The following is a 25,594-nucleotide window of genomic DNA, read 5'->3' as shown; positions in this document are numbered from 1 at the left end:
AGCATACAGCGAAAACACTAGAGGCCGCATAATTAACGTGGCCTCTAGTACAGGTTTACAAACCTATTCTTTCATTGCCTCAAGCTCTTCCCAGCGGGCATAGCGCGCTTGCAGAAAGGCTTCCAGTTTAGCCAACTCTTCTAGGGTTTTAGCCGATTCTGCTGGGTCTTTAGTATAAAACGCTGGGTCGCCCACCTGCGTTTGTAGTGCTTCGACTTTTTCTTCTAGCTCTTCCAGTTCGGCAGGTAGCTTATCTAGCTCTAGTTGCAGCTTGTAGCTTAATTTTTTAGCCGCAGGCTTGGGTGTTGCCGGCTTAGATACTGCAGGCTTAGGGCTTGCAGCTTCTTTTTTAGGCGCCTCAGCTTCTGCGCGAGCCTGCTCAGCCCCGTCTGGCCACTTGCCACCTTGATGCAGCCAATCGGTATAACCACCTACATATTCCAGTAGCTTGCCGTTGCCTTCAAACGCAATGGAGCTTGTCACTACGTTATCTAAAAATTCCCTATCGTGACTTACCAGTAGCAAGGTGCCTTGATAATCCATCAACAGGCTTTCGAGTAGCTCTAGGGTTTCTACGTCGAGGTCGTTGGTTGGCTCATCCATTACCAATAGGTTGCTAGGCTTGCTGAAGAGCTTGGCCAACAGCACCCGGTTTCGCTCACCACCCGACAACGCTTTAATTGGTGTGCGAGCGCGTTCGCCGCTAAAAAGAAAGTCTTGTAAATAGCTAATAATATGACGAGATTTACCGTTAATTTCGATGGAATCACGGCCTTCGGCGATATTATCGATTGCACTTTTCTCTAAATGAAGCTGGTCACGTAACTGGTCGAAATAGGCCACAGTAAGCTTGGTACCCATTTTCACTTCACCGGCTTGCGGCTGTATGTCACCTAGCAGTAGCTTTAAGAGCGTACTTTTACCAATGCCGTTGGGGCCGATAAGACCAATTTTATCGCCGCGAACAATGGTGCAAGAAAAATCATTGATGATGGGTTTATCCTGCCAAGAGAATTTGACGTGTTTCACTTCGGCCACTAACTTGCCCGAAATGCCATCCACGTTGTGCTCTATTTTGGCCTCGCCCATTTGGTTGCGGCGACGGGCTCGCTCTTCACGCATGGCTTTTAATGCCCTAACGCGACCTTCGTTGCGCGTTCTGCGCGCTTTAATGCCCTGACGAATCCATACCTCTTCTTGCGCTAAGCGCTTGTCAAATAAGGCATTGTGTTTTTCTTCAACCGCGAGCATTTCTTCGCGATAGGTTAAAAATGAATCGTAATCGCCATCCCACGTCGAAAGCTGGCCGCGATCTAATTCGCCTATTTTGTTACTCAATGCGCGCAAGAACGCCCTATCGTGCGTAATAAACACCAACGCGCCGGCAAAACTCAGCAGTTGCTCTTCTAACCAACGAATTGCGGCGATATCCAAGTGGTTGGTAGGCTCATCGAGCAAAAGTACATCTGGCTCTACAACAAGCGCCTGCGCTAAAGCGACTCGCCTGCGCCAGCCACCCGACAGCGCGCTCATTTTCGCCTCGCCATCTAGGTCTAAACGGGTAATCACCTGCTCTATTTTGTTCTGAAAACGCCAGCCATCGGCCGCTTCTATGCGGTGTTGCACGCGCTCCAATAGCTCTAAATCGGTATCTGGTTGCTGTACAAGTTTGGCAAATTGCGCAAGATCAGCGCCTAGCTCTGGCATGGCTTGCGCAATCATTTCAAATACAGTTAAATCGCCTGCCTCGGGTAAATCTTGCGATAAGCTGGCAACCTTTACGCCGGTATTTAACCAGCGCTGGCCAGAATCTGGATCTATATCCCCTTGGATACATTTAAGCAGCGTGGATTTGCCAACGCCATTGCGCCCAATGATGCACAGACGATCGCCCGGCTCCAAATTCAAACTCAAATCGTCGAAGATGGCCTGCTCGCCATAATGGAGCTGGTACTTGTCTAACTTTAAAAGTGGCATTACTACCTCGTTTTTATACCTTTTTATGCGGAAAAATTAGAAAAACCTTCTATTTTTCCGCTAGTTAGGCACTAAATTTCATTTTATTTGTCACAACGGCTAGCGCTAAAGTTAAATTTCATCAACAATGTATAGAGACATGGTGGTTGCTAAATTTTCAGCGGAGATTTCTAACCTAACATTATGGTTGCAGTGTTGATGACAGCAGTGAGTCGTTTACTAACTAACATTTTATGCGTATCTGGCCTCGTTATTTCTGGCCACGCCTTTGCCCTAGTTGCAACGGACGTGAATGATACACGAGAACTAGCTTCAAATACGCTATCTATTACAGATCAGCGCTATCACTACCAACTCGCAAAAACCTACCTTGCCAAAGACGATATGGCATTGTTCGAGAAACACTATGCACTAGCACAAGGCTATGCGTTGCTGCCCTACCTCGATTACGCCTTACTAAAGAACCAATTACATACGTTGCCCACCGCAAAGGTAGACTCGTTTTTAGCAGAACATAAAGCCAGCTTTTTGAGCAAACGCTTGGCACAACAATGGCTTTACACACTTGCTATAAAGCAAAAGTGGGACGAGTATTTACACTACTACCAGCCAGGGCTCGGCATGGTTGAGCTAGAATGCTACAACCTGTACGCACGCATCCAAACCGGCGACAAAACGGCCTATAGCGACGTTGCGGGCATTTGGGCAGTAGGCAAATCATTACCCGACGCCTGCGACCCGCTTTTCTCCGCGTGGAAAAAACAAGGCGGCATTACCGATGCCGTTGCTTGGACACGCTTCACCGAAGCCATGAACAACAATAAGCGCAGTCTTGCGCGCTATGTGACCCGCTACATGAGCACCGAATACAAAGCTTACGCTGACCTATTCGACAAGGTACACGGCTACCCTTACAGCATTCGCACCACCAAGCTATTTCGCGAACAAAGCCAACCAATGAACGACATCATTGCCTACGGTATAAAACGCTACGCGCGCTCCAACCCTAAAGATGCCGTTAAGCAGTGGGAGCGCTACGAAGCGCAGCATTTGTTTAGCCAAGAGCAAGCAGTTGATACCAAGCTGTACCTAGTAAAACGCTTAGCCTATAAGGGCCATAGCGACTTAGTAGAGAAGTGGATTAGCCATTCTAACGAGCTGCGCGATGCAAGCGTTATGGAAGCACTTTTACGCGAGGCGCTTAAACAGCAAGATTGGCAAAAAGTTAACCAGTGGGTAAATCTTGCAACACCCGAACTACAACAGGAAGAACGCTGGCTGTATTGGCGAGCACGCGCGCAAGATGAGCTTGGGATTGAAACGGGGCCAATGGGCACCAGCGCCGATATTTACCAGCAATTATCTGGCTCACGCAGCTTTTACGGGTTTATAGCCGCCGACGCGACTAAGCAGCCCTACAGCCTGAGACAGCGCAACGACAATATAGACCCCAATACGCAAAGCCGTGTAGAGCAGCTAAGTGCTATTCAGCGCGCCAAAGAGCTTTGGCTAAACGACAGCCTAAGAGAAGCTAATGCAGAGTGGTATTTTGCCTTAGCGCAGCTGAACGAGGCAGAAATACTTGCCGCTGGCGACCTCGCCCGCAAGTGGGGTTGGCACAATCAGGCTATTAAATCTATGATTTACAGCCAGCAGTGGGATCAGGTTGACATTCGCTTCCCCCTTGCCTACCTCGAACAAATTAACGAAGTAGCCAGCGCAGTAGATTTAGAGCCAACACTTATATTTGCAGTGGCAAGGCAAGAAAGCGCTTTTGCCGAAACTGCTCGCTCCCACAGCGATGCACGCGGTTTAATGCAGCTAATGCCTGCAACAGCGCGTGAAACTGCTCAGAAGTCTGGCATTAAGCATTCCACGGCAGATTTATTTAAACCAGAACACAATATTTTGCTAGGTAGCCACTATTTAAGCGAGTTACTGCAAAAATATAACGGCAACCGAATTCTTGCCGCTGCCGCCTACAATGCCGGCCCACACCGCGTTAACCGCTGGTTGCGCGAGCACGATTCAGGTATTCCATACGATATTTGGATAGAAACTATTCCGTTTAAAGAAACCCGCGGCTACGTGCAAAACGTTTTAGCCTTTTCGGTTATCTACGGCTACAGATTGGGCCGCCCAAGCGCTATGTTCAATGAATTTGAACTGGGCGACTACAAGCCTATCAACTAATCTACTGCTCGCCCGAGCCAGCCTCGGGCAGCCCTCTCATAAATTCCTGTAAAGTATCTTCGTCAAACGGCCATTTAAGCTCTAGCCCAGAATTATTATGCTGTAGCACTGGTATGCTCTCGCCATATAGCTTTATTAGCTCGTCATCTGTGGCTATGTCGCAAACGCCAATGGAGGCTTCATCAATGCAAGCAGCATGCACCAAAACACTTTGCGCCACCTCGCATAGATGGCAACCGAGTGTTGAAAAAAGCGTGAAGTGGTAAACGGGCATAACGGCAACCTTGAACAATGAAGCCGATAATTATACCCCAAGAGGTATGACTACTGATTAAACGCAGTAGTCATAGAAAAGAAACTAGCCCTTAACTGGGTTTATGTTTTGCAACGCAGATAAAAATCGTTCCGCATGCTGGCGCACAGCCGAATGCTCTTGCCCAACAGATTTATCCAATAACGAACCCAGCGCAGAATGAGCTATCCCCAATGATTCACCCTCTAAGCGTATTTTTTCTAGCTGCTGAATAAAGGCTGCCATGCGAGCCACCTTGGCATCCATCATTTCTACTTTATTCGCGCTTTGCTCTTGTGGTTGTGGACGCTCGCCTTGCCGTGCGACCTTGCCGTAGCTGTCATCCACTCGCGTAAAGGTAGACATTGTAAGGTTTAGCGAGAATGACGCTATTTGCTCATCGTCATAACCTAAGCTTAAAGCTTGCTCAAACGCGCCTTCTAAGTTGCCACTGTAGAACGTAGCAGACAAGTCACTCACTTTGCCTAAAAGGTCATTTAGCGCAGTTATTTCATCGCTGTTTAGCTCGCCCTCTACAGAAAAGCTAAACTGATTCACCGTGCTGCTACTGGCACTTATTGATTTGCCATCTGCATTGGTGCTGTAGCTGCCGCTTTGCTCCGCTAGCGCACGGATTAATACAATATCGCCTTCTGCTGTTTTTACTTCAAATTCAAAGGTTCTGGCTTGCAGCATTTCAGCGCTTAGAGAAAGATTAGAAGCGTTGACGGTTTGCGCGACGGCATCAACATTCAGCTCTTCTTCATTGGTTTTTATCTCGGCAAGTAAGTCGGCTGCAGGGTTTTCCAAGCCATATTCCTGCGCTAAATCAGCTATGCCTGTTAATACATCTTTGAAGGTTTTATCCACCGCGTCCAACACATCGCCATTTAACTGGCCGAGCGCCAATAGCTGCTCTCTTGCTTCGCCATAGCCCTTAAGAAACCCATCTAAACCTGCTTGCAGCCTGCTCTGTAACGCTTCGGTATCGTCACCCTCTGCTGCATCAAGCCCTAATCGCTGAGCGATAAAGCCTAAAATATTACTCGCAGCCAAGGTTGGCCCGCTGTTATTCGTAACAGATTGCACTTTGGGTTGAGCGTAAACATTGCTGGTCTCGCTTGCCCGCGTGAAATTATCGCGTGTTACAGACGATTCATATTGGGCAGATACTGTTAAACGACTGCCGTTACTGCGCTCTACAAACGCATCTAGGCGTATATGGCGCCGTGACTCTACATTAGCATCAGCATTTATCTCATTGTTTTTGTTATGAAAACCTGTTGCTATGTATCCTTGTCCTGGAAAGTTAATCATCTCAGCCTACCCTCAATTAAATTACGCGTATACAAGGCAATCGGCCGATTAACGAAAAACTTCAAGAATTAAAAAGCATGAATTAATGTACGCATAAGAAGCGTTAGATATGAAACAACCGAAATAAGAAAGGATGGCGCGGCGCACAAACGCATCACCGCGCAATAATACAGCCTAAGAAAGCCGATGCAAGAACTACCCTTTTAGCATAAACCAAGCGCCGGCTACGGCCACAACGAGTGCGGCCGCTATTATCAGATACTTGCCATTAGAAGAACTTTCCTCACTAGACTGGCTGGCAACTGCCTCGGTGGGAGACACTTTTTTAAGCGGTTTATCGACTGCTCGCTTTACCGGCGCAGCAGAATCTTGGCCTGCCGGCTTTTTGCCACCATCAAGGGACTTGCTTAACTCTTCATTGGATATAGCCGGTCGCATTGTGGTTTTATCCAAGTCATCCTCTTGCGAGCTTTTACCTACCGCTTCAGACGCTGGCGACACAACTTGAAAACGCAAGGTATCAAAACTTAGCTCATCGCCAGCTTTCAGCACCGCCTTGCTAACTTTCGAACCATTTACATAGGTGCCGTTAGAAGAGTTTAAATCTATAACTTCTAGGCCAGCTGGGGTTACACGCAATTCGGCGTGGCGGCGAGACAAATGCGACACACCCAAAGTAATATCACACTCTTTAGATCGGCCTAAAACAGCAGTGGTTTCAATAGCAAATTCCCTGCTGCTTAGCGCTGAATTTAAAGGCTGCAAACGCCAAAGGTGGGTATTAGTAGAAACCTTCACCACGGGTTCTACCTTGCGCTGCTTTGGGTCGATTAAATCGAAGATTAAACCACCCACTTGAATTGCATCGCCATGCGCTAAAGGCACAATGCCCTTTACACTTTCACCATTCACTTTAATTAAACTATTGGTGTTTTTAGTGGCTAGCGAAACCGTGTCCCCCGCAATAGTGAGGGAAGCCTCGTGATTCGCCAGGCCGGGAACATCTAGCTTTAGCTCGCATTCGGCGCCCGCACCTATACGATATTCGCTGTCTACTAACCATAGTGGACGCTTGTTTCCTGACCTATCATTTAATTGAAGCATTGAGTTTTTCGCCCCCCGAGGCGTTGTTCACGTATCAAAGCAAAAATACACAACTTTACTGTAACAAGTCGAGACATAAGCACTAAATTAGTTTACGCTCGACTGAAATAAATGGATTGAATGCACAAAGAGGTTATGCACTTTTTAAGGTATAGCGCTGTTACCGACGTTGGTCGGCACAGATCAAACAACGAAGACTGCTATCTGTGCAGCCCCACTCAAGGCCTATGGCTAGTCGCCGATGGCATGGGTGGGCACGCGGCAGGCGAAGTTGCGAGCGCAATAACCCGCGATACCATATTCCAATCCACACAACAGGGTGTACCACTTGCCGATGCAGTGCAAGCTGCTCATGAAGCCATTATAAAAAGCGCCGAACGCGGCATTGGTGGCGAAGGCATGGGCTCTACCGTTGTTGCTGCCACTTCACGTGCCCAGCAGTATCATATTGCATGGGTTGGCGATAGCCGCGCCTACCTGTGGGCCCCCTCCTCACAAACACTCACTCAGCTCACCCGCGACCACTCCTACGTACAAATGCTTGTAGATTCTGGGGCCATAGATAAACAAGACATGGCAAACCATCCAGAGCGCAACATTATTACCCAGTGCTTAGGCTCGCAGGACTTAAAAAAAGTTAAAGTAGATAGTATTACCGGCACATGGCAAAAAGACGAAATGCTGGTGCTATGTAGTGACGGCCTAACCGATACTGTCAGCGATGAGAAAATACGCGACCTGCTAAGCATGACCAACACCCCACAAGCGGCCACACGCGCACTTGTAGATGCCGCCCTGCAATCTGGCGGCAGAGATAATATTACCGTTGTAACCCTGTGCGCCCCCACCCAACTACAACAATGGATATCCTCCACCGGTGCCGCTGTAGCTGAGGCTTTCAGGCAATTCCGATAATTTGCGCACCAATTCAGCGCTTTAACCATGCAAATTCGCGGGCTTTGCTGTCACCCTTAATGCAACTATGGTATAAACGCGCCTACTTTTAGCCAGCCCTTAGCTTAGCCAATGTCTCGTTCTATTCTAACCATTATTCTAAAAGCAATTATTGCTATAGGCTTTGTTGTAGCGCTGTTTGTTTGGCTGGCTGCCCACTATCAAATGAGCGACTTAACCGAGCAGTGGCTGCGCCTGCCAGGCAGCTTAGTGGTAATGGCTAGCCTAATGATTATTGCCAGCCATGTAATAAGAGCTATGCGAGTGCATTTTGCCTATAGCCTTGTTTGCCCTCAGCCGCTCGCTCGCGTGCTAAGTGTTAGCCTCGTTCACAATACCGTTAGTTTTTTATTGCCCATGCGCTTAGGCGAAGCCGCCCTGCCGGTGCTGAGTAAACAGCAGCTAGACGTGGATATTAAATACTCCACGGCAACATTAGTACTAATACGTTTATTTGATGCCCACGTGTTACTTTGCCTATTGTGCTTTTTTGCGGGTGGCTTGTTTTTAGAAGGCGCAGCGTGGATTGCCCCCATTGTATTAGTAGCTGGCTTACCGGTATTTATTTATTTGCTGCGCGCCATTAGCCACCGCGTACCTAAAATAGCCTTCGCAAAACCACTATTCGCCAGCCACCCCAATTGGCTGCGGTTGTACGCCTATACCATTGCCATATGGATAATAAAGCTATTCGCACTGGCAATGCTTGCCGCCACACTAGGTAACTTGCCCATTGACCATGCGTGGATAGCCACTATCATAGCCGACGGCAGCGCCTTATCCCCCTTAACGGGGTTGGCAAATGCGGGCACTTTTCAGGCAGCTTTTAGCCTACCGCTGTTACCATTAGGGTACAATGCGCAGCAACTTGTGCTTATCGCCGTAAATGTACACGTATTTATTTTTATCATTAACATGCTTGCGGGCATTTCTGGGTTTATTGGCTTGCGATCGCGCGCCACACCACCCACTTCGCATTCTTAATTAAAGGTTAGCAAATAGACATGTCACTACCCAGTATTAGTATCGTTGTTCCTGTTTATAACGAGCAGGAAAACATCGCCCCACTTTTTGAAGCCATTTCTGAAAGCATGGCCAACTATGATGGCGACTGGGATGTAGTCATTGTTAATGATGGCAGCCGCGACCAAACCGCCGCCGAGCTAAACCGCTGCGTTAAGCAATATGGCGACAAATTCCTCCACGTTGAGCTGCAGCGTAACTTTGGTCAAACCGCTGCCATGCAGGCCGGTATTGACGAAGCTTGTGGCGACCTTATTGCCACTATGGATGGGGACCTCCAAAACGACCCAGCCGATATACCGCGCATAGTAAAAGAGCTTATTGAGCGCGATTTAGACCTATTGCAGGGCTGGCGCAAAAACCGCCAAGACCACATGGTATCGCGCAAACTACCTTCGCGCTTGGCAAACAAACTTATTCAACGCGTTTCTGGCGTTATGCTTGACGATTACGGTTGCAGCCTAAAGGTTTACCGCGCAGATGTGCTAAAGCAAATTCGCTTATACGGCGAAATGCACCGTTTTATTCCTGTATGGATGGCAACCGTATGTCCACCACACAGAATTGGCCAAACTGTTGTAAACCATAGAGCGCGTATGGCCGGTGAATCCAAATACGGTATTTCGCGTACTTTCCGCGTTATTATCGATTTAGTATCGGTATTCTTCTTCTTAAAGTTCCGCGCGCGCCCCGGCCACTTTTTTGGCTCAATTGGTTTATGGGTAGGTGGTATTGGCGGTTTGATGCTTACTTACCTAGGTTTGCTTAAGTTTGTATTCGGCCAAGATATTGGCAATAGACCTATGTTACTCATTGCCAGCTTACTCATTATTGCGTCGTTACAGTTTTTAACGACTGGTGTGCTTTCAGAAATTCTAAGCCGAATATTCTTCCAAACCACTAACGTTAAATCTTACACAGTACGCAAGCCGCTAACGTGCGAATACTCAGCACAAATTCAAGAGCAAAAAGCAGCTGAGAAAATAGCTAAACAAGAAGACGCGACCAAACAGGAAAACGTGTAATAGTGATTCGGCAACTAAAAGCGTTCACGCTGTCACCGGCGTTTATAGGGCTATGCATAGCGCTTAGCTTTTTTTTGGGCCTGGGTTGGGTGCCCCTTTTCGATTTAGATGAGGGCGCCTTTACAGAAGCTACCCGCGAAATGCTCGAAAGCGGTATTTATTCTGCCACTTATCTCGATGGCGAGCCGCGTTACGACAAACCCATTTTATTCTATTGGATACAAGCTACTACTGTATCGCTATTTGGGTTTAACGAATGGGCTTTTAGGCTGCCTTCGGTACTTATGGCCAGCCTATGGGCTTGGGCGTTTTATCAATTTTGCGTGCAATTTATTGGGCGCACACGCGGTACCATTGCCACTCTATTTTTAGTTAACTGCCTTTGGGTTGCGCTTATTGCGCGAAGCGCCATTGCCGATGCAACACTTAACCTCTTTTTATCGCTTACCTTTTTTGATATTTGGCGATACTTCAACCAACAAAAACCCGCTTACCTTTACCGTGCATACCTGTGGATGGGCCTAGGCATGCTCGCCAAAGGGCCGATTGCTGTGGCTGTGCCATTAGTGGTGTCGGTGCTGTACCTTATTGTAAGTAAAGAGCGCGCACAGCTTTACAAAGCATACTTCAACCCAATTGGCTGGGTTATTTGTATTGCTACGGTATTACCGTGGGTTATTGCGGTTTCTATTGAGCAAGGCACAGGGTTTTTCTACGGCTTTATTGTAGAGCACAACTTAAAACGGTTTTCGTCTACCCGCGAAAACCACGGCGGCTCGTTGCTGTACTTTGTTTTCGCCCTACCTTTAATTTTATTACCCCTCAGCGGCTTAATTCCTAGAGTGGTACAAAAAGCTAAAGCGCTGTGGCAGGACAATTTAAACCGCTTTTTAATTCTTTGGTTTGCAGTGGTTTTCTGCCTGTTTTCTTTTTCTAAAACACAGCTCCCCCACTACATCCTTAACGGCTGCGTACCTCTGTTTATTCTGTTTGCGCGGCAATCGGTAATATTTAGCCGTTGGCGACTAACGACCATCGCCCCCATTTTAGCAATGGCACTATTCACCGCTCTCCCTTGGCTTATCCCTGAATCCAACCCAGAAAGCACGCGCTTTGACGAAGCCACTCTTTCGCGCTTCAGCGAGGTGTACTTTCCTGCTTATACATGGCTAGCAGCAGCGGCACTGGCCATTGTGATTGGCTTAGCCCTATTGCCTCGCTTAGCCACATGGCAACGCTTGGTGTTAAGTGGCGTAGTGATAAATATTTTTGTATTCACGGTATTGGTAAAAATAATCTCTGGGTTACAACAAGCACCCATCCACCACATGATTAGTTTTATTGACAAGCAAAATACTAACACGCAGGTTGTTGCCTACCGCATGCATATGCCCTCATTTAGTGTGTATCGCGAAAAAATCACACCACTGCGCGCACCCGAAGCAGGCGAATGGGTAATGACACGTGTAGATCGCGTTGAACGCCTACGCGAAGATACCCAAGCTAAAAATATCGAGCTCACTAAACTCCACCAGTCTGGTGGCCTTGTACTGTTTAGTGCCAGCCAGTCCCAACAGTAGCTTACCTCGCAGCCCGTAGCATATTGGCACCATTCGATAGTACGGGCTTTACTGGTTAGCTTTTTAAAATGCCAGCTTCTTTTAATATTAGCTTCTTTAAACCTTAGCCCCAATAAATAGTGCTTTAGTACAATGACAAACAATTCGGCTTTATCTATTACCACTATACGCACATCGCTTTGCGCTGCATGGCAAAACTATCAAGCGCTAATTGCAAGCGCACGTATTGCCCAACCAGTAGGCTTTAGTAAAGCCCATAGCTTAGTAGCGGGCCTAGCCGTTGTATTATTTACCATTGCAGCTATCGTATATTTTACCAATGGGCATCACGCTGGGTTTCTTGCGATTAACAACTGGGGGCGCTTCTTACCCTCCTTTGTACTGCAACTAATAACCGTTTGGGGCGATGGCGTTTTTGTGCTTTGTTTAGCCCTTTTATTTTTGCCGCGTAATATTCAAGCGCATTGGGGTATATTTTTAGCTGCAATTATCGGCGGCATAGTATCGAACGTTTCTAAAGATTACTTCGATGCCCTGCGCCCACCCGCAGTATTTACCACCGATTTATTCAACTTAGTGGGTAAAGGCTATACCAATCACAGCTTCCCTTCTGGCCATTCACTTACCGCTTTTTTAGCAGCCACACTGTTTTTTCACTATTTAAACAGTGTAAAAATGCGCTGGCTCTTTTTTGTAGCAGCCGCTTGCGCAGCACTTAGCCGCGTATTAGTTGGCGTGCACTGGCCAGTAGATACACTTGTTGGTAGTGGCTTAGGTATTTTATGTGCATTAGCCGGTATTTATATTGCCAACAAAACGCCAAGAGCCATTAATAAATATAGCCATGGGTTTATTTTATTTTTACTGGTAACAGCTTGCGTATTATTGCTTGTAGAGAAAAACGATTACCGCCTAACACTACCCGTCTTGTATGTAGCCTCCATAGTTACACTGTGGCGAACGTTTAAACATTACATTGCATGCCCCGGAGCCAAAGCACTAGCAGCCAACAACATAAAACTAAGCAACACCTCCGCGTCGGTTTGGTTTTACAGCTTGCTCGGCCTGCTAACTGTTTATCGCTTAGCGGTTATATTCCAACCCCACTTGGGCTTATTCTACGACGAAGCTTACTATTATCATTGGGCGCTCAACCCAGATTTTGGCTACTACTCCAAACCGCCAATGGTAGCGTGGGCGATTATTATCAGCACATCCATTCTAGGTGACTCTATATTTGCGGTTAAAAGTATGGCCGCAATTTTGTATGCCGGTGCAGCCATTTTCATCTATAAAACCGCGCAAAAACTTGTAGATAGCTGGGCAGGTTTAATTGCCGGCATTATATTTTTATGTATCCCAATGGTGGGGTTTAACAGCGTTTTTATTACAACCGATGCCCCCATGTTTTTCTTTTGGTCTGCTGCGCTATATGTATTTTTTATCGCATTAGAAACCAATAAGTTAAGCCACTGGGTGCTTTTGGGCTTAGCTACCGGCGCAGGCATGCTAAGTAAATACACCATGGGCGCCCTGCCCTTGGGGTTATTTTTATTCCTACTGTTTAACGCAAACACTCGCCCTCGCCTATTAACGGCTGGCCCGTGGGCTGCCGCTATAGTTGCCGGTTGCGTATTTGGCTTAAATATTTATTGGAACATGACCAATGGCTGGGTAGCACTACATCACACGCAAGAAATTTCTCAGGCCTCCGAGAATACCGTTAGCTTTAGCTCACTATTTGTTTTTCTGGCAACACAACTGCTTATATTTGGGCCAGTATGGAGCTATTTAGGCCTAAGATTATGGCTAGGCAAAGCCAGCACAACCGCCGTTATAAAAACGGAGTATTGGCAGGCCTTGGTATTTACAACTTTTACTATTTTGGTTGCTATTTCACTGCAGGCATTTATTTCTAGAGCGTTTGCCAATTGGGCTGGCCCTTGGATGATTGGCGGCTCGCTGCTTGTTGCTGTACTGTGCCGAGCCAACCAACTGCAATACCAAGCAGGCTCTGGCAATGCTCTTAGTAAAACATGGCTCGCGCGTGGCGCGGTTGCGCATTTACTTTTGCTATCGGCTTTTTTCCATTTCCCACAAATGCTTAATGCGTTAGATATAACACCAAGTAAAAAGAACGACCCCTACCACCGTGTGGCAGGTTGGAATGAATTGGGCGCACAGTTAAAGCCCATACTAGCGCAATACCCAAGCGCTAAGCTCGCGAGCGAATCCAGAGATATTTTGGCCTATTTAGGCTACTACGCCGCCCCGGGTAGTTTCGAGTTTGCTCGCTGGAATCCAAACCAAAATAATATTCGTGACTATTACGACCTAAAAGTTAACCTGCGTGAGTGGCAAGGGCCAGCGTTTAGCAATCAACAATTTATTTTTGCTACCCGCGCACCACTACCCCAAGAAACGGCTAATAGTTTTAACAAAGTAACAAAGCTTACCGAAATTAACGCCGCCCCCTACGCAGATATGCCAATGAAGGTTTATGTGTACCTACTTGTGGGCTTTAACGGTTACCCAGCTAGTGCACAAAGCGAGGTTGATGATGCAAATTAATACATTGTTTAACACGCTTTTACGCCGCCCCGAAACCTGGGCATTTTTGGCCTGCGTAGTAGTATTCTTAGCGTGGCCACAACTGGATTTAATAGTCGCTTCTGCTTTTTATGAAAATGGGCGCTTCTATGCAAACGACTACCCAATAGTACGTGCTATTTACTGGTTTTTTGCCCGAGTCCACTTTTTATACCTGCTTGGTTTTATAGCTGCCATTGTGTTTTTTAGCGTGCGCAAACAACCAGTAAAACGCAAAGCCACAGTATTTTTATTGCTTTCGTTAATACTTGGGCCGGGTATTTTGGTAAACACCATACTTAAAGATAATTCACTGGGCAGGCCACGCCCCGTACATATTCAAGAGTTTGGTGGCGAATTTACCTGGACACCGGTGTTTCACTACTCTGGCGAATGCAAAAAGAACTGCTCTTTTGTGAGTGGCCACGCTGCTATTGGCTTTTACTGGTTAGCCTTTGCATGGCTGGGGCGACGCAAACAATGGCTTATTGCCGGTTTTACTATGGGCGCAATTGTTGGTTTTACCCGCATAATTCAAGGTGGCCACTTTTTAAGTGATGTAATTTTCGCGGGTTGGTTTACTTACTTTACCTACGCGTTAATCGCATACTTTTTAGGGCTTTCGCCAGTTCAAAACAAAAAACAAACCTCCTAACATCTTGTTACAACTTAACGGGGCGATACTTTTGCGCCCCCAAATCAGCAATTACCCCCCATTTCAAATAATACCCCAAGCGATACGGCACGTTGTTTTCTAGCCCTAAACAGGGTATAAAATGCCGCTTTACGCTAAAACGCCCAGTTTGTAACCGCTTTCATCAAATTGAAAACTCATACAGAAAACCGGCTAAAACACATCAAACTCCGCAACGCATTATTGTCAATTTGACTAAGCCTTGATGAGTAATTTTTTATACTCAATGAAAAGTCGCAACATAGGCTGCAACTGTAGAACTACTTTGGATTTGCAATGATCAAAAATACTAAAATTAATTACGACCGCCCCGCTTCAGGCCAAATATTCGAATACCTGCGCGACGCCATCGTAAGCATGGAATTACGCCCGGGCCAAATGATTGCAGAAACCAGCCTAGCAGAGCAGTTTGGTGTTAGCCGAACCCCCGTTCGTGAAGCGCTAATTAAATTATCGAACATAGGTTTTGTAGAGGTGTTACCCCAACGCGGTACATATGTAACCAAGTTCAGTACGCAAAAAATTCTCGAGGCTAGGTTTATACGCGAAGCCTTAGAAGTCGCTGTAGCAGCCGATTTAGCATCTAACGTTACCGAAGAATTAGTAGAAGCTTGCCAAGCAATTATTGAAGCGCAATCCAAAGCTGCCGATGAAGACGATTCCATCACCTTTCAAAAGCTCGATGATGAGTTCCATCAAATGCTTGCGCAGCACACACAGTACGCGCGTGTTGGCAGCTTAATTGAAGCAGAAAAAGCCCATATGGATAGGGTAAGAAATCTAAGCCTTCAAGAAGCCGGGCAATTTAAACGCGTGCTAGCACAGCACAAAGCCATTGTTAAAGCCATTAAAGCTGGTGACGCCAACAAAGCCCAAGAGGCTATGTCTACGCATATGCGCGAGGTATATAAAATACTTACAGTTATACCTGCCGAGCACCCAGAATACTTTATAGATTAAATTCTATTCCGCCGCTGGGGCTCCTGCGGCGCTAAAAACCCCTACTCCCCCTTGCTTCTACCTCGCTATTAGGTTCAAATACCCTCTCCACCAATTATCATATTAAATAACAAAATGGTGTATTTATGAACCCAGCTTCAACCCTAAGTGTGAAAACAACTAATAAAACAACAAACCACCTCAAAAAAGTTGCCCTTACCGTAGCCGCTATAGTTGCCCCGCTAACAAGCTGGGCCGATGTGAAAGTTAGCCTAAACCCACAAAACACAGGCGAAACCATAAGTAAATATATCTACGGCCAATTCGCAGAGCACCTTGGCAGCGGCATATACGGCGGCATATGGGTGGGCGAAGACTCCCCAATACCCAACAAAAACGGCTTTCGTAACGATGTAATCAAAGCCCTGCAAGAGCTACAAGTACCTGTTATAAGATGGCCCGGTGGCTGCTTTGCCGACGAATATCGCTGGCGTGATGGCATTGGCCCACGTGAGCAACGCCCTATCCGCGTAAATACCCACTGGGGCGGTGTGGAAGAACCCAATACCTTTGGTACTCACGAATTCTTCGAATTAGTTGAGCTACTTAATACCGAAGCCTATGTGGCAGGTAACCTAGGCACTGGCTCACCACAAGAAATGGCCGAATGGCTGGAATATATTGTTTCCAACTCCAACTCTACTGTAGTGGCAGAGCGCAAAAAAAATGGCCGCGAAGAGCCTTGGGAAGTGGCCTTTTGGGGTGTGGGTAATGAATCTTGGGGTTGCGGTGGCAACTTAACGCCCGAGTACTACACCAATTTATATCGTCATTTTTCCACTTTTGTTAAAGCCACTGGCGCTAAGCGCCCGAAGTTAGTTGCAAGCGGCTCGTATGATGATGACGAAACTTGGACAACGCCACTAAGTAAGCTCAAAAATAATATAGATGGTATAAGCCACCACTACTACACCTTACCCACCAGCGACTGGAGCATAAAAGGTGCGGCTACAGGCTTTGATGAAAAAGAATGGATTCTTACCCTTGAGCGCACATTGAAAATAGACAGCTACCTTGCAACTCAAACGGGTATTCTTAAAAAGAATAACCCCGAAGGCAATATAGGGTTGTATTTAGATGAATGGGGTACGTGGTACGATGCAGAGCCCGGTACAAACCCCGGCTTTTTATACCAACAAAATACCGTGCGCGACGCCATAGTAGCAGCAGTAAACTTAAATATATTCCACAACTATGCCGACCGCTTACACATGGCGAACATCGCCCAAATGGTAAACGTACTACAGGCAATGATACTGACCGACAACGAAAAAATGTTGCTCACACCCACGTATCACGTTTTTAAGATGTACATACCATTTCAAGATGCTACCCATATACCGTTAGATATAAAAGGCCAGCGCGACTACAGCGCACATAAAACTACCGTACCAGGGTTCTCGGCCTCGGCAGCTAAAACCCCAAATGGCAATATTGTAGTTTCACTTGTTAACCTTAACCCAAACGAAGCGGAAGAAGTGAGCATTGCACTACAAGGCATCAAGGTAAAAACCATTACTGGTGAATTACTTACCAGCCAAAAAATGGATGCGCATAACACCTTCGACAAGCCAAACAATGTGCAGCCACGCGCACTTAACCAAAGCGACTACAGCATTAGCAAAAACGGCAAAACCCTTACCGTTAAGCTACCCGCTAAAGCCGTAGTTGTTTTACAGCTTAATAAATAAGCCACCTACCACCCTACTCTAGCGCTTACACGCGCTAGAGTATCCTTTCTAGATACCCCTAAAAACTCACCAAATACATTGACATTAGCAAACCACACTGGTTAATTAGCTCTTCAATTCGCAGCCCCCTGCAAGGAAGAGCGTCATGCATTTAGGCCCAACCACAACAAGCTACCTAAACGCTTTAGGTTTACCCGTAACGGCCAAACCCACGTTGCAGTTGCTGCAAAATATTCAAAGTAACCACATAGCATTTTTTAGTTTTAATAACCTTGCTGTTTTACTTAAGCAAGAAATCCCCTTGGCTATAGAAGTTATTGCAGAAAAAATATTGCGCAAGAAGCTGGGCGGCTACTGCTTTGAGCAAAATAAACTTGCGTATCATGTACTGCAAAATATTGGCTTTAAAGTAGAGCTACTGTTAGCAAAAGTAGTAATGAATAAAGATATAGAAGCCCCGCGAACCCACCGTATTACCTTAGTAACCATAAATGAGCAGCGCTATTTAATTGATGTAGGTTTTGGCGTACAAGGCCCACGCCACCCAATGTTATTAGAATTAAACACCGAACAAGACCAAGGCGATTTTTGCTATCGCATAGTCAAATACAAAAACAATGACTATTGCCTGCAAATTAAAAAACCAGGAGGCTATTTTAACCTCTACCATTTCGACCTAGGCCACTACACAAATGCAGACTGCGAAATTGGCCACTTCTATTCGCACAAACACCCCAATGCCACCTTCGCATGCAACCTAGTAGCAGGCCGGCGCCTATACGGCGAATATTACTCACTCGTTAATAAAGAATTACGCCACTACCAAAACGGCAAAGAAACAACCACCACAATCCAAACCGCTACCCAGCTTAATAGCATTTTAAAAGAACACTTTTTGCTGCAGCCACAAGCGAGTGATGTAGAAAAGATATACCAAAGTTTGTAATACACCGGAAATAGTGGGCAGTGTCCACCATTGCATTTGGGGCGCACCTTAAATAGGGATTGTTAGAGTTATTCTTTATATCCTCCACATTCAAACACCTCAAGCTATCGCCTCAGATTGGCTGTGCCCACCCTTGCAGCATACCTTTCGTAGGCCTAGCATTACCCACCGCTTGGTACACGTGCATCGATAAATACAAATAACCTCCCAGTTTGTGTATATTTACCTAAGATAATAAAACTAAACAAAGCATGGAGAGGGATATGGGTTTTACTAATCCAATTAAGCGGTTTATAAACGCAATAGGCTTAACGGTTGCTGTGGGTGGAGCGATTGGAATATCGCTGCAAGCTATTGCCCTAACAGGCCAAGATATTGCCAGTGCCGCCAATAAACGTACTGAGCATTTTGTGGTTTACACTGGGCGGTATGTATCTATTCCCTACCCTATGGGTGATGTGCCTAAAAATACAGGCGTGTGTACGGATGTGGTAATTCGCACATACAGGGCTGTAGGTATAGATTTACAGCAATTGGTACACGAAGATATTAAAGCGAATTTTGATGCATACCCCTCTAAACGCATTTGGGGCTTAACCCGGCCAGATACAAATATAGACCACCGACGTGTACCCAATTTACAAGCGTTTTTCGAACGCAATGGTACAAGTTTACCCATAACAACCGATCCAGAAGATTATTTACCAGGGGATATAGTATCGTGGATGCTGCCAGGTAATTTGCCGCATATTGGCGTTGTAAGCGATGTTAAACACGCCTCATCGGGTGTACCCTTAGTTGTACATAATATTGGCTTTGGCCCCAAGCGAAATGACGCACTTTTTGCCTATACCATTACAGGGCATTACCGCTACCTACCGGCCAAAACAGAATAATTTACAGCAATTAAAATAAATAATTTATACACATTGATGGAAGTAAAAACGCAACCTTATTTGCTTACCATTAGCGTAATACTACCCAGTAAGGAGATACCATGAACAAGCTTGCCATTGGCGCTTTTGCGCTTAGCCTAACTGTTAGCAGTTTTACCTTTGCTGAAGAACAAAAAATATTGTTTGAAAGTAAAGAGTTAGCCAAAGGCCTGTATATGATTCAGGGCGTGGGTGGTTTTGCCGGCGGTAACATTGCGCTTTCGGTAGGCGACGACGGTGTAATTATGATTGACGACAGCATGCCACCGCTTTTAGATACCTTGAATGCAAAAATTAAAGAAGTGGCTGGCGCACCGGTAGATTTTTTAATTAACACGCATGTGCACGGCGACCACACGGGTAATAATGCCGCATTTGGCGCTGGCGCCACCCACATAGTGGCCCACGAAAACATGCGTAAACGTATGCTAGAAAAAGGCGTACAGGGCCAAAACGGTATGGTTGACGCACCCAAAGATGCGTTGCCAGTTATTACGTTTACCCACCATATGAATTTTCATTTAAACGACCAGCCCGCGCACTTGTTTCATGTGGGTCGCGCGCATACCGATGGCGACACTGTAATACACTTTACATCTGCCAACGTTATCCATACTGGCGACGCCTTTTTTAATGGCATGTTTCCGTTTATCGACCTAAATAGCGGTGGCACTGTTGCGGGTTACATTGCAGCACAAAAACGTATTTACGGTATGTGTAACGCCACCACTCAACTAATTCCTGGCCATGGCCCCTTGGCAAACCGCGAAGACCTAAAAGCGTCTATAGATATGCTGGAAGATGCGAGAAAAATCATGCTGGACCTCATTAAACAAGGCCTCTCAGAAGAAGACGTTGTAGTGAAAAACCCGCTAAAAAAATATCACAACAAATGGAACTGGGGCTTTATAACCACAGAGAAAATGACCCGTACGCTATATACAAGCCTAAGTAAGAAAAAAAACGACGAAGAGCACAACCACCATAGCCATGGCGGTCACAATCACAGCGAACACAAACACAACGACAATAGCCACGGCGCCCACCATTAATCAGCCCCTCCCTAAGTGGCCTAGCACTTGCCGGCCGCTTGAGGATTTACCTACTATATACCATAGCAAAGCTAGCATACTTAATTTTAGGAGCAGATAAATGCACAGCAATACCCACAAACTACTCCACATGGTGTACTTCTGGCTAAAAGAAGAACACACCGAACATGACAAAGCACAGTTAATTGAGGGGCTGCAGGGTTTAGCAGATATCGACTTAATAAAAGCGATTCATATTGGCGTACCGGCCTCTACCCTGGAGCGCGACGTGATTGATAGCAGCTACCAAGTTTCACTTGTATTGCAGTTTGATAACACAGAAGACCAAGATGCCTACCAAATTCACCCAACACACTTAGCATTTGTTGATAAGTGCAAGCACCTTTGGCAACGCGTTAAGGTATGCGATTCGATAAGTGCACTTTAACAAGTGCGCTTATTTACCTAGAAGCACATGTTGTATAACACCGCCGCACCTAACGCCCCCTAGTATTACTATATCCCTCCTGCCACTTACCCTATACAATCAGCCAATCATTGAGTGTTACAGGCCTTTCACACCCGCGTACCGCCGTTTCTGCTAACAAATACTCCTTATCAACACCTAACTACTATTTACAGTAGCTAAATGGTTAAACACATTTGCCAAAACGGCTAACTCTATCCTAGGCTTTAATAAGCTTGTAGTTCTCTACTCTTACCTCTTTAAATCTTGGCCTATTAAATGTAAATTTCGCGTTAAATGCAGGCTTCGGGCTTACACACAGTAAGCCTTTTAAAATAATACTGGCGCCCCAAACTACGCGCTGAGCGAAAATATTTAACATAGCCCCCAAGCAAACAAGGATCAAAAAGTGAGCAATGAAACGCCTAAAAAGTTCATTCCTAACGAGCAAAACCCCATGCCCCGATGGGAAAAGAAGTTCAATAAGATTCTCACGCCCTTCGAACGCTTTGTAAACAGAACAACCACAGGCGGCCTTATTCTTATGATGGCTGCGCTAATAGCATTAGCACTGGCAAACAGCCCGCTTGCTCACCATTACCTGCATGCATTGCATGTACCCCTAGGTTTAAACCTTGGTGATTGGCGTATAGAGAAAAGCCTGCACCACTGGGTTAACGACGGCTTAATGGCATTATTTTTCTTTGTTGTTGGCCTGGAGCTAAAACGTGAGATGCTCGTTGGGGAGCTGGCTGAAATCCGCAAAGCGGTATTGCCCATAGTTGCGGCGATTGGCGGCATGGTTATACCCGCCATATGTTATATGTCGTTAAACCTTAACGACGAAACTTTTCGCGGCTGGGGTATACCCATGGCGACGGACATTGCTTTTGCCCTTGGCGTGATTGCACTTTTGGCTAGCCGTGTGCCTAAAGCGCTCATCACATTCTTAGTGGCACTGGCCATTGTAGACGACTTGGGTGCAGTGGTAGTTATTGCCGTTTTTTACACGCAAGATCTTGCATGGAGCTTTCTAATCGCCGGCGCACTACTAACTTGCTTGCTCATATTTTTTAACATGATTGGTATTCGTAAACCCAGCGTGTACTTTTTCGTTGGCCTAATCCTGTGGTTTGTGTTCTTAAAGTCGGGCGTACACGCCACCCTAGCCGGTGTAATTACCGCATTTACTATTCCGGCAAAACCAAAATTCAATACACTTACTTTTAGCAATCGTGTGCAAGATATACTTTACAAGTTTAGAAAAGGCTGTGAAGAAGATGAAAGTATACTAAGGAATGAACACTTAAGCGGCTTAGTTCAAACCCTAGAAAACGGTGTAGTTGGTGTACAAACGCCATTACAACGCCTAGAGCACTCTTTTCACAAGCCGGTTGCATTTTTTATTCTACCCGTATTCGCAATATTTAATGCGGGCGTAACCATCGACTTTGGCAATGCCTTTCAACTATTTAATCACCCAATAACCCTAGGTGTGGTATTTGGCCTGCTGTTCGGTAAATTTGTAGGTATTACTGGCGCTTCGTGGCTAGCCATACGCTTTGGCCTTTGCTCACTGCCAAACGATACAAGTATGAAACACATTATTGGCGCATCTATGCTGGGCAGTATCGGCTTTACTATGTCTATCTTTATTGCTGAGCTCGCCTTTGTATCGCAACCCGAAATGATCATTCAGGCAAAACTGGGTATTTTACTTTCATCGCTAGTAGCAGGCGTTGCTGGCTATTTATGGCTGCATAAACTAGGCGGCGAAAAATCACGTATAGGATCGAGTTTGTGAGTTCTGGTAATTATATTTCTAGCTCTACCAATTGGAGTCAATCGCTTAAACAATTGATAGAGTCACACTCTTTTCAGGGTTTTATAGTTACTTTAATTGTAATTAACGCCATTTTGCTGGGGATGGAGACATCCACAAACTTAATGGCCAACTACGGCGATGCAATTGCCATAATAGACAACATAATTCTTACCGTGTTTGTTCTAGAAATAATTGTCCGCCTGTATGTATATCGCCTTAAGTTTTGGCGCGACCCGTGGAGTGTGTTCGACTTTTGCGTGGTATTTATTGCGCTGGTGCCTGCCACTGGGCCGTTCGCCATTGTGCGTGCACTGCGTGTGCTACGGGTATTGCGCTTACTCACCATGATTCCATCTATGCAACGGGTAGTGGGCGCGCTGCTTTCGGCAATACCAGGGTTAAGCTCTATTGCATTTGTATTGCTTATTTTTTATTACGTAACTGCAGTAATGGCCACGCACTTTTTTTCGGCTGCCTACCCAGAATGGTTTGGCACCCTAGGTCGCTCGCTTTATACCCTGTTCCAAATAATGACTCTAGAAAGCTGGTCTATGGGCATTTCTCGACCGGTTATGGAGCAGTTTCCCTATGCGTGGGCATTTTTTATTCCGTTTATTCTCATTGCCACCTTTACCATGCTGAACCTATTTATTGCGATTATTGTGAATGCAATGCAACGCTACACCAGTGAAGAGCGCGAAGAAACCGCAACAATTATTCACGAATCTCAAGAGCATATAGAATCGAGCCTACACGAAGAGGTAGTGCAATTGCGTGCAGAATTAAAAGTTATTAAACAACTGTTACTAGAAACCAGAGATAATCAAAGCTTGGCTCCCAAATAAATGGGACCCAAACCCATACTTAATAAATAAAAAGGTAAAACTAAAAACGTGGATTACATATTCGCCTTACTCGCGACCCTACAGCTTGGGTAGCGCTAATCACTCTTATTGTAATGGAAGTTGTTTTAGGCATAGACAACCTTATATTTATCTCCATATTAACCAACAAACTGCCTGAAGCAATAAGGCCCAAAGCTAGGCAAATAGGCATTGGCGCTGCTTTAGTTCTGCGCCTGCTTTTACTGGGGTCCGTTGCCTTTATAGTCAAACTGGTTGAGCCTGTTATCACTGTATTCAGCCACTCATTCTCTTGGCGCGATCTAATATTAATAGCTGGCGGGCTATTTTTAGTATGGAAAGCCACCAAAGAAATCCACCACTATGTCGACCCAGACCCTGGGCCAGATAAACTCAACCCTTCGGTTATAGCCACGAGCTTTTCGGGCATAATTGTGCAAATTTTAATTTTAGATGCAGTATTCTCTATAGATAGTATTATTACTGCAGTGGGCATGACCAATCACATCCCTATTATGTTTGTCGCTGTAATTTTTGCTGTGGTTACAATGATGCTTGCCGCAACGCCGCTCGCAAACTTTATAAATGCCAACCCAACTATCGTTATGCTTGCCCTTGGCTTTTTGATGTTGATAGGCACCACACTCATTGCGGATGGCTTCGGGTTCCATGTACCTAAAGGATATATTTATGCAGCAACGAGTTTTTCTGCACTAGTAGAAATGCTAAATATTCTATCGAGAAGAGCTCGTCAGAAAGCGAACAAGCAAGAAAATAGCAAGGCGATAGAGTGTCAAAAGAAAAGCATTGGTGGGAAGGTTAGCCAATAGTACTGCGCATAAAAAGGGTGACCACTAAGTCACCCTTTTTATTGTTAGAAAACTAATGTATACGATCTAGCCCTGCGATGAAAATGCTAGAATTACCGGTAACCTTGCTGCACGTAGCGCTGGGAAAAAGCCGCCTACTAAACCTATTATTAGCGCTAAGCTAACACCGTCTATTAGTGCGTCGCTGCTTATTTCAAAGCTAAAAACTATTTGAGTAAAACTACTGCCTAAGGTAGAGGTTGTCATACCGTCGAAAAACAAGAATGCGGCAAAGGTACCGAGCACACCACCGAGAATAGAGAGTACTACCGACTCGAATAAGGTACCTAAAAAAGACGATAAACTGCCAAAGCCAATAGCGCGCAAAGTAGCTATTTCTACTGATCGTTGCGCTACCGACGTGTACATAGTATTTAACGCACCTGCCAACGCACCCAGCGCCATAGCAATAGAAAGTGGCCAGCCAATATAGTTTATTACACCGCCAACATTTTTTGCTTGCTCGCCATAGTAGGTTTTCTCTGATTGCACATCTAAATTTAAACGCGCATCTGCGGCTATATACGCTTTTACTTGCTCAATAGCCTCTGGGGACTCAAGCTTGGCACGTACAATTTGTACACTGCTACCGCGATTAAATTGGCTTTGTACTACACGTATATCTGTCCATAGTTCGCTTGAAAATACCGAGCCGCCAGTATCGAAAATACCGACCACCTTCCATTTAGCGTTGCCAAGTTTTACTTCGCTGCCAAGTTCAAAGCCAGCAAACTCCGATAATATGCTGCTACCTACTACTATCTCGTTTTTGCCTGGCTCGAACATACGCCCACTTACAATGCTGAAGTTATCGCGAATATCTACCGCGCGGCTAGATACTCCACGCAAAGGAATATTGGCATCGGTGCCACTTGAACGTTTTTTACCATCAACAATCACATAGGTTTCACCCGATACAATTGCGCCCTGCTCATCGTTTAGCACACCCGGTGCCTCTTCAATTAAATTGGCCTGGTCGCGCATCAATACGCTGTTTAGCTCGGCTGATGCCCCTTCGCGCATCATTATTACTATATCTTCGGCGCCGGTGCTCTCTAGGGTCTTTTTAAACCCATTGCCCATAGCTAAAAAAGCCAGCAGCACCGCCACCACAATGGCAACCGCCAATAAAGTAGCAAGCGACATCCACAACCTTTGTGGCAAGCTATTTAGGCTCATTACTATTACTGCATTAATTTGTTTAATGACCGATCCCATGGT

General features: G+C 45.8%; 21 protein-coding genes. 16 read left to right on the top strand and 5 right to left on the bottom strand.

The window, feature by feature from the left end; all coding sequences use genetic code 11:
* Nucleotides 1-63: 63 nt before the first annotated feature.
* Nucleotides 64-1,977: an ATP-binding cassette domain-containing protein gene (locus SDE_RS09305; RefSeq protein WP_011468259.1), complete on the bottom strand. Its 1,914-nt coding sequence runs from the start codon at nt 1,975-1,977 to the stop codon at nt 64-66.
* 198 nt (nt 1,978-2,175) lie between these two features.
* Here SDE_RS09305 and SDE_RS09300 point away from each other — a divergent pair, with 198 nt between their 5' ends.
* Nucleotides 2,176-4,170, top strand: coding sequence for a transglycosylase SLT domain-containing protein (locus SDE_RS09300; protein WP_417750316.1), 1,995 nt, complete (start codon nt 2,176-2,178; stop codon nt 4,168-4,170).
* 1 nt (nt 4,171) lies between these two features.
* On the opposite strand, the gene SDE_RS09295 is transcribed toward SDE_RS09300, so the two are convergent.
* From SDE_RS09295 to SDE_RS09285, 3 genes are all read right to left on the bottom strand, one after another.
* A complete protein-coding gene (locus tag SDE_RS09295; RefSeq protein ID WP_011468257.1) occupies nt 4,172-4,444 on the bottom strand; it encodes a glutaredoxin family protein in 273 nt (90 codons plus the stop codon).
* An 84-nt stretch (nt 4,445-4,528) separates the two neighbouring features.
* Nucleotides 4,529-5,779 (bottom strand): DUF5610 domain-containing protein, encoded by a 1,251-nt coding sequence (locus SDE_RS09290; RefSeq protein ID WP_011468256.1) that lies wholly within the window; start codon nt 5,777-5,779, stop codon nt 4,529-4,531.
* Between the two features lie 195 nt (nt 5,780-5,974).
* Nucleotides 5,975-6,883, bottom strand: a complete 909-nt coding sequence (locus SDE_RS09285; protein WP_011468255.1) for an FHA domain-containing protein — start codon at nt 6,881-6,883, stop codon at nt 5,975-5,977.
* A gap of 120 nt (nt 6,884-7,003) precedes the next feature.
* On the opposite strand from SDE_RS09285, the gene SDE_RS09280 reads away from it, so the two are divergent.
* The 15 genes from SDE_RS09280 to SDE_RS09210 all read left to right on the top strand — a co-directional run bounded on the left by SDE_RS09280 (nt 7,004) and on the right by SDE_RS09210 (nt 24,334).
* Nucleotides 7,004-7,798 (top strand): PP2C family protein-serine/threonine phosphatase, encoded by a 795-nt coding sequence (locus SDE_RS09280; RefSeq protein ID WP_011468254.1) that lies wholly within the window; start codon nt 7,004-7,006, stop codon nt 7,796-7,798.
* Between the two features lie 111 nt (nt 7,799-7,909).
* Nucleotides 7,910-8,821, top strand: coding sequence for a lysylphosphatidylglycerol synthase transmembrane domain-containing protein (locus SDE_RS09275; RefSeq protein WP_011468253.1), 912 nt, complete (start codon nt 7,910-7,912; stop codon nt 8,819-8,821).
* A gap of 20 nt (nt 8,822-8,841) precedes the next feature.
* Nucleotides 8,842-9,885, top strand: coding sequence for a glycosyltransferase family 2 protein (locus SDE_RS09270; RefSeq protein ID WP_011468252.1), 1,044 nt, complete (start codon nt 8,842-8,844; stop codon nt 9,883-9,885).
* A gap of 2 nt (nt 9,886-9,887) precedes the next feature.
* Nucleotides 9,888-11,465 carry an ArnT family glycosyltransferase gene (locus SDE_RS09265; RefSeq protein ID WP_011468251.1) on the top strand — a complete coding sequence of 526 codons (1,578 nt, stop codon included), beginning with the start codon at nt 9,888-9,890 and terminating at the stop codon, nt 11,463-11,465.
* A gap of 132 nt (nt 11,466-11,597) precedes the next feature.
* Complete coding sequence (locus SDE_RS09260) at nt 11,598-14,036, top strand: glycosyltransferase family 39 protein (RefSeq protein WP_011468250.1); 2,439 nt, start codon at nt 11,598-11,600, stop codon at nt 14,034-14,036.
* On the top strand, nt 14,023-14,709 hold the full coding sequence (locus SDE_RS09255; RefSeq protein WP_226986483.1) for a phosphatase PAP2 family protein: 687 nt from the start codon (nt 14,023-14,025) through the stop codon (nt 14,707-14,709). The genes SDE_RS09260 and SDE_RS09255 overlap by 14 nt, the downstream gene beginning before the upstream one ends.
* Nucleotides 14,710-15,024: 315 nt before the next feature.
* Nucleotides 15,025-15,708, top strand: a complete 684-nt coding sequence (locus SDE_RS09250) for a GntR family transcriptional regulator (protein WP_011468248.1) — start codon at nt 15,025-15,027, stop codon at nt 15,706-15,708.
* Nucleotides 15,709-15,833: 125 nt separating this feature from the next.
* Entirely contained in the window at nt 15,834-17,438 is a 1,605-nt protein-coding gene (locus tag SDE_RS09245; protein ID WP_011468247.1) for an alpha-N-arabinofuranosidase, read from the top strand.
* Between the two features lie 145 nt (nt 17,439-17,583).
* Nucleotides 17,584-18,384, top strand: coding sequence for an arylamine N-acetyltransferase family protein (locus SDE_RS09240; RefSeq protein WP_011468246.1), 801 nt, complete (start codon nt 17,584-17,586; stop codon nt 18,382-18,384).
* Between the two features lie 263 nt (nt 18,385-18,647).
* A complete protein-coding gene (locus SDE_RS09235) occupies nt 18,648-19,280 on the top strand; it encodes a DUF1287 domain-containing protein (RefSeq protein ID WP_011468245.1) in 633 nt (210 codons plus the stop codon).
* Nucleotides 19,281-19,381: 101 nt separating this feature from the next.
* Nucleotides 19,382-20,371: an MBL fold metallo-hydrolase gene (locus SDE_RS09230; RefSeq protein ID WP_011468244.1), complete on the top strand. Its 990-nt coding sequence runs from the start codon at nt 19,382-19,384 to the stop codon at nt 20,369-20,371.
* Between the two features lie 100 nt (nt 20,372-20,471).
* Nucleotides 20,472-20,798, top strand: a complete 327-nt coding sequence (locus SDE_RS09225; RefSeq protein ID WP_011468243.1) for a Dabb family protein — start codon at nt 20,472-20,474, stop codon at nt 20,796-20,798.
* Between the two features lie 427 nt (nt 20,799-21,225).
* Nucleotides 21,226-22,620: a Na+/H+ antiporter NhaA gene (nhaA, locus tag SDE_RS09220; RefSeq protein ID WP_011468242.1), complete on the top strand. Its 1,395-nt coding sequence runs from the start codon at nt 21,226-21,228 to the stop codon at nt 22,618-22,620.
* Nucleotides 22,617-23,486 (top strand): ion transporter, encoded by an 870-nt coding sequence (locus tag SDE_RS09215; RefSeq protein ID WP_011468241.1) that lies wholly within the window; start codon nt 22,617-22,619, stop codon nt 23,484-23,486. Before nhaA ends, SDE_RS09215 begins: the two co-directional genes overlap by 4 nt.
* A gap of 113 nt (nt 23,487-23,599) precedes the next feature.
* Nucleotides 23,600-24,334: a TerC family protein gene (locus SDE_RS09210; RefSeq protein ID WP_011468240.1), complete on the top strand. Its 735-nt coding sequence runs from the start codon at nt 23,600-23,602 to the stop codon at nt 24,332-24,334.
* A 66-nt stretch (nt 24,335-24,400) separates the two neighbouring features.
* Here SDE_RS09210 and SDE_RS09205 read toward each other — a convergent pair whose 3' ends face one another.
* On the bottom strand, nt 24,401-25,591 hold the full coding sequence (locus SDE_RS09205) for an ABC transporter permease (RefSeq protein ID WP_011468239.1): 1,191 nt from the start codon (nt 25,589-25,591) through the stop codon (nt 24,401-24,403).
* Nucleotides 25,592-25,594: the final 3 nt, after the last annotated feature.

Source organism: Saccharophagus degradans 2-40 (assembly GCF_000013665.1).
Classification (GTDB): domain Bacteria; phylum Pseudomonadota; class Gammaproteobacteria; order Pseudomonadales; family Cellvibrionaceae; genus Saccharophagus; species Saccharophagus degradans.
This window is presented reverse-complemented; position numbering and strand designations above follow the sequence as displayed.

Excerpts from the sequence above, each read along its gene's own strand:
- SDE_RS09285 (WP_011468255.1), bottom strand. The coding sequence starts at position 6,883 with ATGCTTCAATTAAATGATAGGTCAGGAAACAAGCGTCCACTATGGTTA.
- SDE_RS09275 (WP_011468253.1), top strand. The coding sequence starts at position 7,910 with ATGTCTCGTTCTATTCTAACCATTATTCTAAAAGCAATTATTGCTATA.
- SDE_RS09225 (WP_011468243.1), top strand. The coding sequence starts at position 20,472 with ATGCACAGCAATACCCACAAACTACTCCACATGGTGTACTTCTGGCTA.
- SDE_RS09305 (WP_011468259.1), bottom strand. The coding sequence starts at position 1,977 with ATGCCACTTTTAAAGTTAGACAAGTACCAGCTCCATTATGGCGAGCAG.
- SDE_RS09300 (WP_417750316.1), top strand. The coding sequence starts at position 2,176 with ATGACAGCAGTGAGTCGTTTACTAACTAACATTTTATGCGTATCTGGC.
- SDE_RS09205 (WP_011468239.1), bottom strand. The coding sequence starts at position 25,591 with ATGGGATCGGTCATTAAACAAATTAATGCAGTAATAGTAATGAGCCTA.
- SDE_RS09250 (WP_011468248.1), top strand. The coding sequence starts at position 15,025 with ATGATCAAAAATACTAAAATTAATTACGACCGCCCCGCTTCAGGCCAA.
- SDE_RS09230 (WP_011468244.1), top strand. The coding sequence starts at position 19,382 with ATGAACAAGCTTGCCATTGGCGCTTTTGCGCTTAGCCTAACTGTTAGC.
- SDE_RS09240 (WP_011468246.1), top strand. The coding sequence starts at position 17,584 with ATGCATTTAGGCCCAACCACAACAAGCTACCTAAACGCTTTAGGTTTA.
- SDE_RS09290 (WP_011468256.1), bottom strand. The coding sequence starts at position 5,779 with ATGATTAACTTTCCAGGACAAGGATACATAGCAACAGGTTTTCATAAC.
- SDE_RS09235 (WP_011468245.1), top strand. The coding sequence starts at position 18,648 with ATGGGTTTTACTAATCCAATTAAGCGGTTTATAAACGCAATAGGCTTA.
- SDE_RS09270 (WP_011468252.1), top strand. The coding sequence starts at position 8,842 with ATGTCACTACCCAGTATTAGTATCGTTGTTCCTGTTTATAACGAGCAG.
- SDE_RS09260 (WP_011468250.1), top strand. The coding sequence starts at position 11,598 with ATGACAAACAATTCGGCTTTATCTATTACCACTATACGCACATCGCTT.
- SDE_RS09210 (WP_011468240.1), top strand. The coding sequence starts at position 23,600 with ATGGAAGTTGTTTTAGGCATAGACAACCTTATATTTATCTCCATATTA.
- SDE_RS09245 (WP_011468247.1), top strand. The coding sequence starts at position 15,834 with ATGAACCCAGCTTCAACCCTAAGTGTGAAAACAACTAATAAAACAACA.
- SDE_RS09280 (WP_011468254.1), top strand. The coding sequence starts at position 7,004 with ATGCACAAAGAGGTTATGCACTTTTTAAGGTATAGCGCTGTTACCGAC.
- SDE_RS09295 (WP_011468257.1), bottom strand. The coding sequence starts at position 4,444 with ATGCCCGTTTACCACTTCACGCTTTTTTCAACACTCGGTTGCCATCTA.
- SDE_RS09255 (WP_226986483.1), top strand. The coding sequence starts at position 14,023 with ATGATGCAAATTAATACATTGTTTAACACGCTTTTACGCCGCCCCGAA.